The sequence below is a fragment of the Nocardiopsis prasina DSM 43845 genome (genome assembly GCF_000341265.1).
Taxonomy (GTDB): Bacteria; Actinomycetota; Actinomycetes; order Streptosporangiales; family Streptosporangiaceae; genus Nocardiopsis; species Nocardiopsis prasina.
In genome coordinates, this window is the sequence record NZ_ANAE01000210.1 from 1 (window position 1) to 14244 (window position 14244).

Below are 14244 nucleotides of genomic sequence, written 5' to 3' on the forward strand. Positions count from 1 at the left end.
CCACTCCGATCCGGGCGTGGTTCATCATGTGGAACATCTGCCGAAGACCCTGGTGTGGCTCGCCGACGAGGTAGCCGACCGCGCCGGGCGCGCCGCCCGGGGTGTGCCTGCCCTCGCCGAAGTTGAGGAGCGCGTTGACGGTGCCCCGGTAACCCATCTTGTGGTTGAGGCCCGCTGTGACGACGTCGTTGCGTTCGCCCTGTCCGTCGACGAGGTACTTGGGCACCACGAACAGCGAGATGCCCTTGACGCCGGGCGGCCCGCCCGGGATCTTGGCCAGGACCAGGTGGACGATGTTCTCGGTCAGCTCGTGGTCGCCCGCGGAGATCCACATCTTGTTGCCGAAGAGCCGGTATGTCCCGTTCCCGGCGGGCTCCGCCCGGGTGGTGATGTCGGCCAGGGAGCTGCCCGCGTGCGGTTCGGAGAGGCACATCGTGCCTGTGAAGCGGCCCTCGACCATGGGCCGCACGAACGTGTCGATCTGTTCGGGGGAGCCGTGCGCCATCAGGAGGGAGGCGTTGCCCGAGGTGAGGAAGGAGTAGGCGGCTGTGCCGGGGTTGGCGGCCTGGAAGTAGGCGTCGCAGGCGCTGGAGACCACCCGGGGAATCTGGCCGCCGCCCACGGAGGCGTCCATCGCGAGGGAGGACAGGCCGGTCTCGGCGTGGACGCTCAGGGCCCGGCCGACCTCGGGGATGACGTGCACGCGTTCGCCGTCGAAGCTGGGTTCGTGGGCGTCGTTGGTCTTGTTGTGCGGAGCGAAGTGGTCGGTGGCCACGCGTTCGGCCAGGTCGAGGGCGCCGTCGAGGGTCTGCCTCGAGTGGTCGGCATAGCGGGGGCGCCGGGTGAGCGCCTCGGTGTCGAGCCATTCGTAGAGCAGGAAGTGTAGGTCGCGCCTGGACAGCAGGGTGGACGCCACGGGTTGCCTCCCAGAGTGATTGACCGACTGGTCGGTATGGTATCGGCCCTTGGTGGCCGGGACCACCGCGGGTCTACGCTGGTCCCACCATCCAGAGACGAAGCCAGGGATCCGAGCATGTCCGAGAACACGCCCACCGTGCTGTTGCTGAACGGCCCCAACCTCAACCTGCTGGGCACCCGTGACCCCGAGCAGTACGGAACCGTCACCCTCGCCGAGATCGAAGGGCGGGTGACCGCCCTCGGGAAGGAACTGGGTGTGGAGGTCGTCTGCGCCCAGACCAACAGTGAGGGCGGCATGGTCGACCACGTGCACGCGGCGCGGCACTACGCCGGCGTGGTGATGAACCCCGGCGCCTACGCCCACTACAGCATCGCCCTGCGCGACGCCGTGGACGCGATCGAGGCGCCCGTGGTCGAGGTGCACATCTCCAACATCTACGCCCGTGAGGAGTTCCGCCACACCTCCGTCACCGCGCCGGTCGCCGCCGGATACGTGGCGGGCTGCGGGGTCCTCGGCTACGAACTCGGCCTGCGCGCGGTCCTGTCCCGCGCGGCGGAACGGGCGGCCCAGCCGGGGGCCTGAGCCCCCGACCGGTTCAGCCCCACAGCAGTTCCTGGCCGGGGACCTGTTCACCGCCGGAGCCGGACCGCCTCGACCTGCACCGCAGACAGTTCACCGGGTGGGTGGACGGGCGCAGCCGCATGGGGTCGTCGGCGGCCGCGCACACCACCGCCGGGATCTCCACTCCCACCCAGACCCGGGTGGTCAGTTCGTGGACGATGCTGCCGTCGCCGATCCGGGCCGCCTTGGCGTCGGCCAGTTCGGACCGGCGCCGACGCAGGGTGGCGGCCAGGTGCTCGACCTCGGGGGAGGGGCCGGTCTCCGGCCCCGGACCGGCCTCCTGAGTGGGTCCGGTGGCCTCGGAGAAGCGGACCTCGGGCGCGGGGCCGAACCCCGGAAGCGGGACGGAACCCGGGACGGGCTCGGTCTCCGGCGCGGGCTGGACCCGTGGTACGGGGCCGAAACCGGGGAGGGGGACGGAGCCCGGAATGGGGACGGAGTCGGAGGCGGGGTGTTCGGTCATGCCCTCCAGAATGCCCTGCTCGACCCGGCCTCGCACACGGGCGCGCGGTCTGCTTCGGGCTGCCCACGCGGGGGCTTGGCCGAGTTCGCTCCTACCGCATCGCGCACTCGTGGCGGGGCGCCCCGGCTTCACCGGGGCCCGCGAGCCAGCGGCGCTGGGGGCGGCCGGTTCCGGCCCCCCTGCGCGGAACACAGAACCGACCGGTCGGTATGAGGCGGGTCCGAGTAGGCGCCGCTCAGCGGAAGGTCATCAGTTCCGGGTCGCCGCGCTCCAGGTGGGCGTGGTCGTTGAAGGAGAGCAGCCGGGTCCCGCCGCGCCCGTGCACCAGCTTGGTCACCGATCCGTTGACCACCACCCGGTTCATCGCCACGAACACCGGATCGGGGGCGTTCAACAGGGACGCACAGGCCGCCGCGACCACCCCCGCCGAGGTGAACACCAGCGCTGTCCGTCCTCTCTCCAGGGAGGCCGCGAGCTCGTCCAGTGCCGATCGCACACCGTCCCGGAACGCGTTCCACGAACCCTCTCCCGTCGCACCCGACGACGTCCACGCGTGCAGGGAGGCGTCCAGCCGCTCCTGGAGCGTGCCCGCTCCGGTCGGGTGGAGGGCCAGCAGCCGCAGGTGGTCGTACTCGTTCCACCGCGGGTCCGTCACGGGCTCGACGTCGAGGGCGGTGACGGCGGTCCCGCGCTGGCGGCGCAGGGTCCCGCTCACCACGGGGCCGAGGTCCAGGTCGCGCCGGGCCAACTCGGCCCCCACCAGGCGGGCCTGTTCGTGTCCGATGGGGCTCAGTTCGTCGTAGTCCGCCGCCTCAGGGGAGGCCTTACCGTGGCGGATCAGGTAGATCGTCGGCATGGCGTCACAGTACGGGCGCCCCCGCTCGGCTGGGCGGGCCGGGCCCACCTCGGCGCGAAACACCGGGCACGGTACCCACACTTCTCCCCTTCCTGCCGGTATCAATGGAACCGGCGGCCCCCCACCCCCGAAGGTGTGTCCCTTCGTCGGTGAGGAGAACATGGGAGAGCAGCCCCCTGAGGGCCACACCCCGCGGAGCCGGATCCGGGCCGTGACGGCGGAGGTCCGCGCACGCCTGTCCGCCAACTCCGCCCTGATCGTGCTGGCGGTCATCGCCGCCACCCTGGCCTGGACCATCGCGGGTGGCCTCGTCCAGGACCACCGACCCTTCTTCGCGCCCATCGCCGCGGTGATCGCGCTGAACGCGGCCGGGGGAGAACGCGGCGCCCAGGCCCTGCGCCTGCTCATGGGCGTGTTCATCGGCATCCTCGCGGGCGAGCTCAGCCTGCTGATCACCGACCTCAACGAGGTGGCCATGGTGCTGGCCACCGCGTGCGCCATGACGGTCGCGGCCGCGATCAACGCCGAACGGATCATCATCGGCCAGGCCGCCGCCAGCGCCATCCTCACCACGATCTTCGTCGGCGGCGCCAGCCCCGGCATCGACCGCCTGGTGGACGCGCTGATCGGTGCGGGTGTGGCGCTCGCCTTCAGCCAGCTGTTCTTCCCGGCCCGGCTCGTGGCCATGCTCCGGCGGATCGAGGAGGACGCGCTCAACGAGATGGCCAGCATGCTCGCCCTGGTCGGCCGCTCCCTCGAGCACGGTGAGACCTCCAGCGAGCAGGTGGTCAACCGGCTCGGGGACCTGAGCCGACCCATGGCCGAACTCAGCCGCGCCCGCGAGAGCAGCAGGTCCACGATCCGGCTCTCCACCATCCGCTGGGGCGATCCGAAGCCCGTGCTGGAGGAGGACGAGGTCATCGAGCGGCTGATCCTGCTCGGCGAGAGCTGCCTGTTCCTGTCCCGGACCACCACGGCCATGGGGGTGGAGGAACAGCGGGAGCTGGCGCCGATCGTGACCGACATGGCCGAGGTGCTCACCATCCTGGCCGACGACCTCAGCAGTCGCGAGGCCCGGGAACAGGCGGTGGAACAGGCGCTGACGGCCGCGCGCGCCTACGGAGCCGGTCTGCCCGAGGATGACCCGGTCACCCACGCCACCCACCTCGCCGTGGAGATGGTCGCCACCGACATCATGGTGTTCGCCGGGATCAGGTTCGAGGAGGTCGAGGACGTCCTCCTTGGAGAACTGGAGGACCCCACCGTCCCGCACCCCCCGGGTGAACCGTGGCTTCCGTGGCTAAGCTGGCGCCCCCGCTGGCGGGTCCGGGCCCGCCTCCCGTGGCGCCGTTACGGGGGTCAGTGACCGGACGCCCCGAAGACGAGGAGGCGGTGCACGGAGCTCCCCTGTGCCGGGGCGCAACAGGGGTGCGGAACCGGCGCGGAGGGCCCCCGGTACGGATACCCGGGGACCCTCCGACAACCGGGGCGGGACGGTCGCCCGGCTCAGCTGGCCTGGGAGGACGGCTCGAAGCGCACCACCACCGACTTCGACGTGGGCGTGTTGCTCACGTCCGCGGTGGAGTCCAGCGGCACCAGCACGTTGGTTTCCGGGTAGTACGCGGCCGCGCTGCCACGGGCGGTGGGGTAGTGCACCACCCGGAAGTGCGGTGCCCGGCGCTCACGGCCGTCCGACCACTCACCCACCAGGTCCGTGTACGCCCCGTCCGCCAGCCCCAGCTCGGCGGCGTCCTCAGCGTTGACCAACACGACCCTTCGGCCGTCCTTGATGCCGCGGTAGCGGTCGTCCAGCCCGTAGATCGTGGTGTTGTACTGGTCGTGCGAGCGCAGCGTCTGCAACAGCAGCCGCCCCTCGGGGACCTCGGGCGCGTACGTGCCGTTGGCCGTGAAGTTGGCCAGGCCCGTGGCGGTCGGGAACTTCCGGTCGTCGCGGGGAGCGTGCGGCAGGGCGAACCCTCCGCGCCGTCGCGCCTTGGCGTTGAAGTCCTCGAACCCCGGCACGACCCGGGCCACGTGGTCGCGCACGCGGTCGTAGTCGGCCATGGCCTCCCAGTCCACCGGGGCGTTCCCGAACATCCTCCGGCCCAGTTCGAGGACGATGTCCACCTCCGAGCGCATCCCCTCCGACAGCGGCGCGAGCACCCCGTGGGAGGCGTGCACCAGGCCCATCGAGTCCTCCACCGTCACCCACCGCTGATCCCCGTCGCGCTGGTCGCGGTCGCTGCGGGCCAGAGCGGGCAGGATGAGGGCACGGGTGCCGGTCACCACGTGCGAACGGTTCAACTTGGTGGAGACGTGGACCGTCAGCCCCACCTGACGCATCGCTTCCTCGGTCACCTCGGTGTCCGGGGAGGCTGCCACGAAGTTGCCGCCCATGGCGAAGAACACGCCCACCTCACCGCGCGCCATCGCCCGGATCGCGTTCACCGTGTCGTGCCCGTGCTCGCGCGGCGGTTCGATCCCGAACTCCGCGCCCAGCGCGTCCAGGAAGGAGTCCGCGGGCCGCTCGAAGATGCCCATCGTGCGGTCGCCCTGCACGTTGGAGTGGCCGCGCACCGGGCACACACCCGCGCCCGGACGCCCCACGTTGCCGCGCAGCAGCAGGAAGTTGACCACCTCGCGGATGGTCGGCACCGAGTGCTTGTGCTGGGTCAGCCCCATCGCCCAGCACACCACGATCCGCTCCGAGGCGACCACCATCGCGGTGAGCTCCTCGATCAGCGAGCGGGACAGCCCGGTGTCGCGTTCGGTCCGGGCCCAGAACTCGTCCTCAGGCTCGGCCAGCAGCGCCTCGGCGAACTCCTCGAACCCGTGCGTGAACGAGTTCACGAACCCGTGGTCCAGGACCTTCTCCCCACGCTGGTCGGCCTCCAGCAGGAGCCGGTTGACCGCCGAGAACAGCGCGAGGTCTCCGCCCACCCTGATCTGTGCGAACAGGTCGGTCAGTTCGGTCCCGCGCCCCACCAGGCCCCGGGCGTACTGCGGGTTGCGGAACGCCTTCATGCCCGCCTCGGGCAGCGGGTTCACCGTGACGATCCGCGTACCGCGCCGCTTGGCCTTCTCCAGCGCGGACAGCATCCGGGGGTGGTTGGTGCCCGGGTTCTGACCGGCCACGATGATGAGGTCGGCCTCGTACATGTCCTCCAGGGACACGCTGCCCTTGCCCACTCCCAGCGTCTCGGTGAGCGCGGAGCCGGACGACTCGTGGCACATGTTCGAGCAGTCGGGCATGTTGTTGGTGCCGAGCTGGCGCGCGAACAGCTGGTACGCGAAGGCCGCCTCGTTGCTGGTGCGGCCCGAGGTGTAGAACACCGCGCCGTCGGGCGTGTCCAGCCCGCGCAGCTCATCGGCGATCATGTCCAGCGCGCGGTCCCAGGAGACGGGTTCGTAGTGGGTGGCGCCCTCCGCGAGGTACATCGGCTCGGTCAGCCTGCCCTGCTGCCCCAACCAGTACCCGGAGCGCTCGAACAGGTCCGTGACGGGGTGCCGCGCGAAGAAGTCCGGGCCCACGGTGCGGCGGGTGGCCTCCTCGGCGACCGCCTTCGCGCCGTTCTCGCAGAACTCCGCGCGGTGGCGCTTGCCCGGCTCCGGCCAGGCACAGCCGGGGCAGTCGAAGCCCTTCTTCTGGTTGACGGCGAGCATCGCGGGCAGCCCGCGCAGCACGCCCGCCTGGTCGTTCACATGGCGCACGCTGTTGAGCACCGCGGGGATGCCCGCCGCGCTCTCCTTGGGAGGCCCGACCTCCGGCGCGTCCTGGGCGGGGTCGGGCATGTCCGAGTCGTGGTGTGTCACAGTTCGAATTCTCTCACCGAGTCGCCCTCTGTCCAGAGGTCCCGAATAGTTATGGCCCTGAATGGGCCGAACGATATCAAGAACTTGGGTGTTGTTGTTCCCGGGGGGCTGGCGCATGTATTCTTACGCGATGTTGCTGAGCCAGCTGAAGTACCTGACAGCGCTGGCCAAGGAACGGCATTTCGCCCGTGCGGCCCAGGCGTGCCACGTGTCCCAGCCCGCGCTGTCCGCAGCCATCCGCAAGCTCGAGGCCGAGTTCCGCGTCCCCATCGTCAGACGGAGCAACCGGTTCATCGGGTTCACCCACGAGGGGGAGCGGATCGTCGCCTGGGCCCAGCGTGTCCTGGCCGAACACGACATCCTGGTGGAGAACGTCCGGAGCCTGCGGGAGGGACTGAGCGGTCGTCTGCGGATCGGCGCCATACCCACCACCCTGAGCTCCATCTCCCTCATCACCAGCGCCTTCTGTGAGCTCCACCCGCTGGTGACGCTGTCGGTGGTCTCCATGACCTCCAAGGAGATCGAGCGGGGCCTGGCCGACTACCAGATCGACGTCGGGCTGACCTACATCGACAACGAGCCCCTGGAGAACGTGCGCCAGCAGCCCGTCTACCGGGAGCGTTACGCCCTGCTCACCGACGAGCAGGGCCTGCTCAACGGCCGTGAGACCATCACCTGGGCCGAGGCCGCCGAGGTACCGCTGTGCCTGTTGTCCCCGGACATGCAGAACCGTCGCATCGTCGACCAGGCGTTCCGTCGGGCGGGCGTCGAGGCGGTGCCCAGGGTCGAGACCAACTCGGTGAGCGCGCTGTGTTCGTACGTCAACGAGACCCGCTGGTCAGCGGTCATGCCGCACGCCTGGCTGTCCCTCCACGCGGTTCCGGACGGCATGCGCGCCATCCCCCTCGTGGAACCCGAGGTCAGCAAGCAGATCGGCCTGGTCGTCGCCGACCGGGACCCCGAACCCGTGCTGGCCCGCGCCCTCCTGGACACCGTGGCCGTCGCCGACCTCCAGGCACGGCTGGACCACCACCACCCGGCCGGGCTTGCTCCAGGAGTCACACTCTGAGCCCCGCCAGGGCCCGCTTCCGGGCCCTCGATAACCAGAACCTATCGTTCGACAATGAACGTGTATTTGATTCTCGTCACACAAGGTGTGACGATGGCGCATGCTTGTGCCGCTTCCCCGGAATACCAGGGAAAGCGGAAGCGCATTCCGGTCGGAAATCAATCATGAGGATGAGTAGTGCTGTCGTTTCTCGATCGTGACAAGAGTGTCGCGCCGCCCGGATACAGCCGCTGGTTCATCCCACCCGCCGCGCTCGCCGTACACCTGTCCATCGGCCAGGTGTACGCCTTCAGCGTGTTCAAGACCCCGTTGGTCGAACGCTTCGACACCACGCTGACAGCGATCGGCGTGGTCTTCAGCATCTCCATCGTGATGCTGGGCCTCTCGGCGGCCTTCGGCGGCAAGTGGGTGGAGCGCAACGGTCCACGCAAGGCGATGTTCGTCTCCGGACTGTGCTGGGGCACCGGCTTCCTGATCGGCGCCCTCGGAGTGGCCACCGGCCAGCTGTGGCTGCTCTACCTCGGCTACGGCGTGGTGGGCGGGATCGGCCTCGGTATCGGGTACATCTCCCCGGTGTCCACCCTGATCAAGTGGTTCCCGGACCGGCCCGGCATGGCCACCGGTCTGGCCATCATGGGCTTCGGCGGCGGCGCGCTGATCGCCTCGCCGCTGTCCGCCGCGCTCCTGGACCGCTTCGGCGACACCCCCGCCGACGCCATCGTCCCCGCGTTCCTCATCCTCGGCGCCGTCTACTTCGTCGCCATGATGCTCGGCGCGATGACGGTCAAGGTCCCGGCGCCCGGGTGGCGCCCGGACGGATGGCAGCCGCCGACGGAGTCCCCTGGCACACCCGCCGTGGACCCCGCCACCGAGGGCGTCAGCGTCGAACGGGCCTTCCGCACCCGCCAGTTCTGGCTGCTGTGGATCGTGCTGTTCTGCAACGTCACCGCGGGGATCGGCATCCTCGAACAGGCCGCGCCGATGGTCCAGGACTTCTTCACCGGGGTCGGACCCGCCGAGGCCGCGGGCTACGTCGGTTTCCTGTCCCTGTGCAACATGCTCGGGCGCTTCGTGTGGTCGTCCACGTCGGACCTGCTCGGCCGCAAGCGCACCTACATCGGGTATCTCGGACTCGGCAGCCTGCTCTACGTGCTGATCGCCGTGGCGGGGACCAGCTCGGTGGTGCTCTTCGTGGCGGTCACCGGAATCATCCTGTCCTTCTACGGCGGCGGTTTCGCGACCATCCCCGCCTACCTCAAGGACCTGTTCGGCTCCTTCAACGTCGGTGCCATCCACGGCCGCCTGCTCACGGCCTGGTCGTGCGCCGGAATCGCCGGGCCGCTGATCGTCAACGTGATCGCCGACCAGCAGCTGGCGGCGGGCCGCTCCGGTGCCGACCTCTACACCTTCTCGCTCTACCTGATGGTGGGCGTGATGGTGGTCGGTTTCGTGGCCAACGCGCTGGTGCGCCCCCTGCCCAAGGCCGCCCCCGAGGCGACGCCGCAGGACGCCGACCCGTCCCAGGCGCGCGTGTGAGCGCCGACGGCCGCGGGGCCGTGGACCACAGTGCAGACCGAGGGGCCCCGTCGGGGTCGGTGAAGGAGGATCCGATGGAACAGAGCACACGTGACCGGGCGTCGAAGGCCGCCGCACTCTTCCTGTGGGCGGTCGTCATCATCGCGCTGGGTTACGGGGTGGTGCGGACCGCGATCCAGGCGGCGGCCCTGTTCACCGGGTAGGACACGACCCGCCGGTCTCAGTCGACGGATCCCGCGAAGGTGACCGGCGGGGACAGGGGGGCGAAGGCCTNCGAAGGTGACCGGCGGGTACAGGGGGACGAAGTCCTGGTCGTGGAACTCGACCGTGTACTGGACCTGGTGGTCGTCCTCGTCGGCCCAGCAGTCCTCGTCCCAGGCGCCGGACTGGCCCGGGGCCAGACTCTCCGGCGGGTTCACGCTGTCGCCCAGCACCGGGGAACCTGACTCGCGGAGCGGGTCGCCCACCGAGCACGACCTGGTCACCAGACCGGACAGTACGGTCTCGGACCCCTCGTTGACGACCTCCACCGTCCACGACAGGTAGGGCAGGTCGCCCTCCTCGCCGGTGGCCGGGTCGACCCCGCCCTCCTCGACACGGCGCTCGAACCCGCTCAGCCCGATGGAGAACCCGTCACCGAAGTCGTGGGTCTGGTCCAGGTCGACGACGACCGCCTCGAACCCGTCCTCGGGCCGCTCCTCCACGTCGTCGGGGTGGGTGCTCCGGGCGGAGGGCGGGGTCGGGTCCGGTTCCGCCGACGACGACCCCTGGACCCACCATCCGGCGCCGAACCCGACGATCAGGGCGACCACGGTACTGATCGCGGTCACGATCCAGCCGGTTCTGGTCATGCGGGGGTGTCCTTCCCAGGGCGGGCCCGAGGGCCCGGGGCTCAGGGCGACCGTACCGTACACGGACGCGCGGGGGAGGTCCTGTGGTGAGGGTGCGCGAGGCAGGGCGGGGGAGAGGTGACGCTCCCTGGCGTAGGTGGTCGATACCTGGGGCGGACGCGCGCGGAGTCCCGGTTACCCAGCATGGGGGCATGAACCCAGCAGACAACCCCACCCCGCCCCGCCGAAAGCGTCCGGGGCTCCCGTTCCTCGCCGTCGTCCTCCTGGCCCTGCTCGCCGCGCCCCGGGTGGTGCTGCACGACCTCGGGATCATCCAGGAGGGCACCCTCGTCAACGCGGTGTTCGTGTTCGTCCCGCCGCTCGTGTGGATCGCCGTGGTGCTGTGGCGCCGGGTCCCGAACCCGTTCCTGACGCTCCTGGTGGTGGGGGTCGTGTACGGGTTGTTCCTGATGGTCGGCCACCAGATCCTGTGGACCACGGCCTGGGACGGCGATCCGCCGACCCTCGGCGGCAACCTCAGCGAGCTCCCGCCCGTTGCCCACGCGATGGTCACACGCGGTTTCGCGGCGCTGAGCAGCGTCGTCACGGGGACCCTGGTGGGTGCGGTGTGCGGTCTCCTGGCCTGGGGCGCCAGCAGGGTGATCCATCGGCGGCGACGCGCGCCCTCCGCCTGACGCGCGGCCGGACCGGCCCCGCGGCCCGGCTCACGTCGCGGTGTGTCAGTTGACCTCGACGGAGGTGCCGCCGGTGATGCGGAGCAGTTCGGCGTGGTCGGTGGGGAAGATGGTGTTGGGGGTGCCACCCGCCGCCCACAGCTGGGGGTAGTCCGCCAGGGCGGGGTCCACCACGGTCTCCACGGGGGAGGGGTGGCCGATCGGCGCCACCCCACCGATGGCCTGGCCGGTGGCCTCCCGGACCTGCTCCGGGGTGGCGCGTTTGATCTTCGTCCGGCCCAGGCGTTCGGCCAGGAGGGCGACGTCCACCTTGTGCCGGCCGCTGGTCATCACCAGCAGGGGCGCGCCGTCGGCCATGAACACCAGGCTGTTGGCGATCGCACCGACCTCGCACCCCAGGGCCTCGGCCGCCTCGGCGGCGGTCCGGGTGGAGGCGGGCAGCGCGCGCACCCGGCCGCTTGCTCCCAGCGAGTCGAGCGCCCGCGTCACCTCGCGACTGCGTTCGGGTAGGTCCTGGACCTGGTCCATTTCGATCCCTTCGTCGATTCCCGCCGCAGGTTATCGGAGAGGGGACGGACCGCGCTCGCGTACCGCCGCCTCCGAACCCGCCGAACCCGGCCGACCCCCTGACGCCCGGCCGACCTCGTCGGGACCGTGCCCGCCTTCGCCCAGGGACGCCCCGGCCTTCCGGACGCTGCTCGCCCGGACTCCTCTGGGAACACCGCGTCGCCCCGCCACCGGTCCACCGCCGCGCGCCTGACCGGGCCGTCGGACAGGGGCTCCCCGTGCCCGACCCCGGCCTCACTCGGGACCCGCAGTGACCAGGACTGATGCTGCGCCCTCACCCGGGTCCTGTGGCGGGACCCCGGGCGCGGTGTACGTGGAGAACGGAGAGAGGTTCCTCCCACCCCTCCCCTGAGCCCGAGTACCGCGCCCCGTTCAGGGCGTGATCAGGTGGCCGTCGAACCCGGCCGCGACCAGGAAGGTGTAGGCCTCACGCACGCGGTCGGGGACCTCCTGCGGGATGGAGAAGCCCCGGGCCGGGTACTCCATCACCCGTTGCAGGTCGCCCACCATCGTGTCCATCACGAGCCGGTCGTCCCCCACCGTCTCCAGGTAGCCGTCGAACCCGGTCCGGGCCGAGGCGCACACCGTGTCCGCCTCGGGCCAGAGCACGCGCGCGGTGGCGTGCGCGCGCCGCTCCATGTAGGGCTTGCACACGAGCATGACCGAGCCGACGCTGATCCCCGCCTCCGCCAGGAGCGCCCGTGAGTACCGGAGGTTCTCCCCGGTGTTGGTGGCCCCGTCCTCCAGCAGGACGGCCGAGTCCGGAACGCCCAGCTCCAGGACGTGCTCGCGGTAGTGCACCGCCTCACCCCTGGGGAACCGTGCGAGGGTGGAGGGGCTGTTGGCGCCGGTGATCACCATGCGGGGGAAGAACCCCTGCCGGTACAGGTCGGCGGCGCACGTGGCCACCCCGAGGTCGTGGCTGCCCAGGACCACCGCCACGTCGCACCCGCGCGGCTCCTGGTCCATGCGCAGGTAGTCCCAGACAATCCGGGCCCGCTGGCGGACCTCCCCGGTCAGTTCCACTCGGGCGTTCGCTTCCACACCGATCCCTCCGCCGCCGTTCTGTGTCCCTCGCACCCTAGAACGGCGGCGGGGGTGGTCAGCAGACGCTGTCGCCGGGCTTGGGCACACCCAGGCCGAAGAGCGTGCGGGCGCGCAGACCGGCCCAGGTCCCGGCCAGGGCGAAGGCCGCCCACAGCCAGCCGTGCAGGCTGCCCGAACCGATCCCGGCCAGGTAGGCGCCGATGTTGCACCCGCCAGCGAGCCGCGCGCCGATGCCCATCAGGATGCCGCCGACCAGGCCCGCGGCCACGAGGTTCCAGCTCAGACCGGTGTGCCACTTCCAGGTGCCCGCCGCTCCGGCGGCCACGGCCGCGCCCAGGATGATGCCGATGTTGGTCAGGCTGTTCTTGTCCTGGAGGATCGGTCCCGCCAGCTGCTCGGCCTGGCCGGGCTGTGACCAGAACGCCCAGGTCTCGGGCTGGAGCCCGACCAGCTGGAGGGCCTTGGCCCCCCACAGGTTGAAGGCCGAGGTGATTCCCCACGCTCCGCCGGAGACGACCAGCACGGCGGCGCCCAGGGCGGCCAGCACCAGGGCTCCGGCGACCAGCGGCCAGCTGCCGCGTACGATCCGCGCCACTCCCTCAGCGGAGGGCGGGGCGCCCACGGGCGGCGGGACGCGCCGGTTCTGCACGAAGCGCGTGAGGACCACCATGGCGACCAGGGCGGCGATGGTGATGAGCCAGGAGCCGCCCCAGCCGACGTGGTCGGAGAGCAGCACCGGCGGGATCGCGGGCAGGTCGGACACCAGTGGCCAGGCGACGCTGTAGATCTGCGATCCGACGATGAAGCCGAAGAGCGTGATGAGGATCGCGGACTGGCCGGAGCCGACGGCGAAGAGCGTGCCCGAGGCGCAGGCGCCGCCGAGCTGCATGCCGATTCCGAACAGGAACGCCCCCGCGAACAGGGCGATGCCGATCGGTCCGGCCGAGGGCGAGGGCTCGTTGCCGAACAGGCCGGTGCCGGTGCCGATGACCAGCGCGAAGAGGGTGGCGGTGGTTCCGAGCAGGACCGCGTGGGCGCGCAGGCCGGTGCCGTTGCCGACCGCGAGGAACTGGCGCCAGGCGGAGGTGAAGCCGAATCGTGAGTGGAACAGCGTGAAGCCGAGGCCGGTGCCCAGGAGCAGGAGGACGGCGGGCAGGGCGCCGTGCTCCGACCAGACGAAGGCGGCCAGGCCGAGGGCGCCGAGCAGGGCGATCCCCAGCGGCCACCAGCGGACCGGTTCGGCGGAGGGGGCCTGCGGTGGCGGCACCGAGAGAGCGGGGTTCCACTTCAGGGCCAGGGCGGGAGAGACGTCCGAACCGGAGTTCCCGGTCGGTTTGGTGGGTGTTGCGGTCACAGGGATGTGTCCAAACGTGACGGGGTGGGGCGACTCGGGGTCGCGGGAACGCCAGGGGCACACCGGTGCCGCGTCGGAGCGCGGGAGACGGGTCGGGTCAGCGCACGCGGAGACGGCACCGGCGGCGACAGAGGCCGTCATCGGTGCTCGTGAGCGACATGGAGATCAGAGCCATGCGCAGGAAACGGGTGGGGCCGGACATGGGGGAGATTCTAGGGCATGTCCCGGACCGGCCCCGGTGGCGGGGTCCTGGCCGGGGTGGGCCCGGGTGCGACGGAGCCCGGACCCCGGCGACATCCCGTCCTTGGGCTCCGGTCCCGGCCGCTCCGGCGCCCCCGCGGGGTACGGAGGGGGAGCGCTACGCGGACCGGTGTCCCGTCCGGGGTGGACGGCGGGAACCACGACCACCGGGACCGGGGCGGTGGGGGCGGTGGGGCCTCGCACGTGGAACGGGGCGGACGTCGGCCTGGGTGG

General features: G+C 71.1%; 13 protein-coding genes. 6 read left to right on the plus strand and 7 right to left on the minus strand.

Translation table 11 applies throughout. The features are described 5' to 3' along the window. The coding region (locus D452_RS0125960) for an acyl-CoA dehydrogenase family protein (RefSeq protein ID WP_017547054.1) at window positions 1-916 on the minus strand (916 nt) is incomplete at its 3' end. Window positions 917-1033: 117 nt separating this feature from the next. On the opposite strand from D452_RS0125960, the gene aroQ reads away from it, so the two are divergent. Continuing rightward, window positions 1034-1501, plus strand: coding sequence for a type II 3-dehydroquinate dehydratase (aroQ, locus tag D452_RS0125965; protein WP_017547055.1), 468 nt, complete (start codon window positions 1034-1036; stop codon window positions 1499-1501). Window positions 1502-1514: 13 nt separating this feature from the next. Here aroQ and D452_RS31900 read toward each other — a convergent pair whose 3' ends face one another. Beyond that, window positions 1515-2003, minus strand: coding sequence for a hypothetical protein (locus tag D452_RS31900; protein ID WP_017547056.1), 489 nt, complete (start codon window positions 2001-2003; stop codon window positions 1515-1517). Between the two features lie 235 nt (window positions 2004-2238). Further along, window positions 2239-2859, minus strand: a complete 621-nt coding sequence (locus D452_RS0125975; RefSeq protein ID WP_017547057.1) for a histidine phosphatase family protein — start codon at window positions 2857-2859, stop codon at window positions 2239-2241. A 160-nt stretch (window positions 2860-3019) separates the two neighbouring features. On the opposite strand from D452_RS0125975, the gene D452_RS0125980 reads away from it, so the two are divergent. Continuing rightward, entirely contained in the window at window positions 3020-4225 is a 1206-nt protein-coding gene (locus D452_RS0125980; protein ID WP_040694923.1) for an FUSC family protein, read from the plus strand. A gap of 140 nt (window positions 4226-4365) precedes the next feature. Here D452_RS0125980 and D452_RS0125985 read toward each other — a convergent pair whose 3' ends face one another. Beyond that, a complete protein-coding gene (locus D452_RS0125985; RefSeq protein WP_193374287.1) occupies window positions 4366-6651 on the minus strand; it encodes an FdhF/YdeP family oxidoreductase in 2286 nt (761 codons plus the stop codon). Between the two features lie 151 nt (window positions 6652-6802). On the opposite strand from D452_RS0125985, the gene D452_RS0125990 reads away from it, so the two are divergent. From D452_RS0125990 to D452_RS0126005, 4 genes are all read left to right on the plus strand, one after another. Further along, window positions 6803-7741, plus strand: coding sequence for a LysR family transcriptional regulator (locus D452_RS0125990; protein WP_017547060.1), 939 nt, complete (start codon window positions 6803-6805; stop codon window positions 7739-7741). Between the two features lie 177 nt (window positions 7742-7918). Then, on the plus strand, window positions 7919-9277 hold the full coding sequence (locus D452_RS29025; protein WP_017547061.1) for an L-lactate MFS transporter: 1359 nt from the start codon (window positions 7919-7921) through the stop codon (window positions 9275-9277). 74 nt (window positions 9278-9351) lie between these two features. Continuing rightward, complete coding sequence (locus D452_RS32060; RefSeq protein ID WP_255352590.1) at window positions 9352-9480, plus strand: MFS transporter small subunit; 129 nt, start codon at window positions 9352-9354, stop codon at window positions 9478-9480. Between the two features lie 839 nt (window positions 9481-10319). Next, the gene (locus tag D452_RS0126005; RefSeq protein ID WP_017547063.1) at window positions 10320-10802 is read left to right on the plus strand and encodes a hypothetical protein; all 483 of its coding nucleotides are present in this window, start codon (window positions 10320-10322) and stop codon (window positions 10800-10802) included. A gap of 45 nt (window positions 10803-10847) precedes the next feature. Here D452_RS0126005 and D452_RS0126010 read toward each other — a convergent pair whose 3' ends face one another. From D452_RS0126010 to D452_RS0126020, 3 genes are all read right to left on the minus strand, one after another. Next, window positions 10848-11330, minus strand: coding sequence for a YbaK/EbsC family protein (locus tag D452_RS0126010; RefSeq protein WP_017547064.1), 483 nt, complete (start codon window positions 11328-11330; stop codon window positions 10848-10850). 411 nt (window positions 11331-11741) lie between these two features. Beyond that, the gene (locus D452_RS0126015; protein WP_239646455.1) at window positions 11742-12413 is read right to left on the minus strand and encodes a YdcF family protein; all 672 of its coding nucleotides are present in this window, start codon (window positions 12411-12413) and stop codon (window positions 11742-11744) included. Between the two features lie 58 nt (window positions 12414-12471). Continuing rightward, window positions 12472-13770, minus strand: coding sequence for a YeeE/YedE family protein (locus D452_RS0126020; protein WP_017547066.1), 1299 nt, complete (start codon window positions 13768-13770; stop codon window positions 12472-12474). Window positions 13771-14244 lie beyond the last annotated feature (474 nt).

Excerpts from the sequence above, each read along its gene's own strand:
- aroQ (WP_017547055.1), top strand. The coding sequence starts at position 1,034 with ATGTCCGAGAACACGCCCACCGTGCTGTTGCTGAACGGCCCCAACCTC.
- D452_RS31900 (WP_017547056.1), bottom strand. The coding sequence starts at position 2,003 with ATGACCGAACACCCCGCCTCCGACTCCGTCCCCATTCCGGGCTCCGTC.
- D452_RS0125975 (WP_017547057.1), bottom strand. The coding sequence starts at position 2,859 with ATGCCGACGATCTACCTGATCCGCCACGGTAAGGCCTCCCCTGAGGCG.
- D452_RS0125980 (WP_040694923.1), top strand. The coding sequence starts at position 3,020 with ATGGGAGAGCAGCCCCCTGAGGGCCACACCCCGCGGAGCCGGATCCGG.
- D452_RS0125985 (WP_193374287.1), bottom strand. The coding sequence starts at position 6,651 with ATGCCCGACCCCGCCCAGGACGCGCCGGAGGTCGGGCCTCCCAAGGAG.
- D452_RS0125990 (WP_017547060.1), top strand. The coding sequence starts at position 6,803 with ATGTTGCTGAGCCAGCTGAAGTACCTGACAGCGCTGGCCAAGGAACGG.
- D452_RS32060 (WP_255352590.1), top strand. The coding sequence starts at position 9,352 with ATGGAACAGAGCACACGTGACCGGGCGTCGAAGGCCGCCGCACTCTTC.
- D452_RS0126005 (WP_017547063.1), top strand. The coding sequence starts at position 10,320 with ATGAACCCAGCAGACAACCCCACCCCGCCCCGCCGAAAGCGTCCGGGG.
- D452_RS0126010 (WP_017547064.1), bottom strand. The coding sequence starts at position 11,330 with ATGGACCAGGTCCAGGACCTACCCGAACGCAGTCGCGAGGTGACGCGG.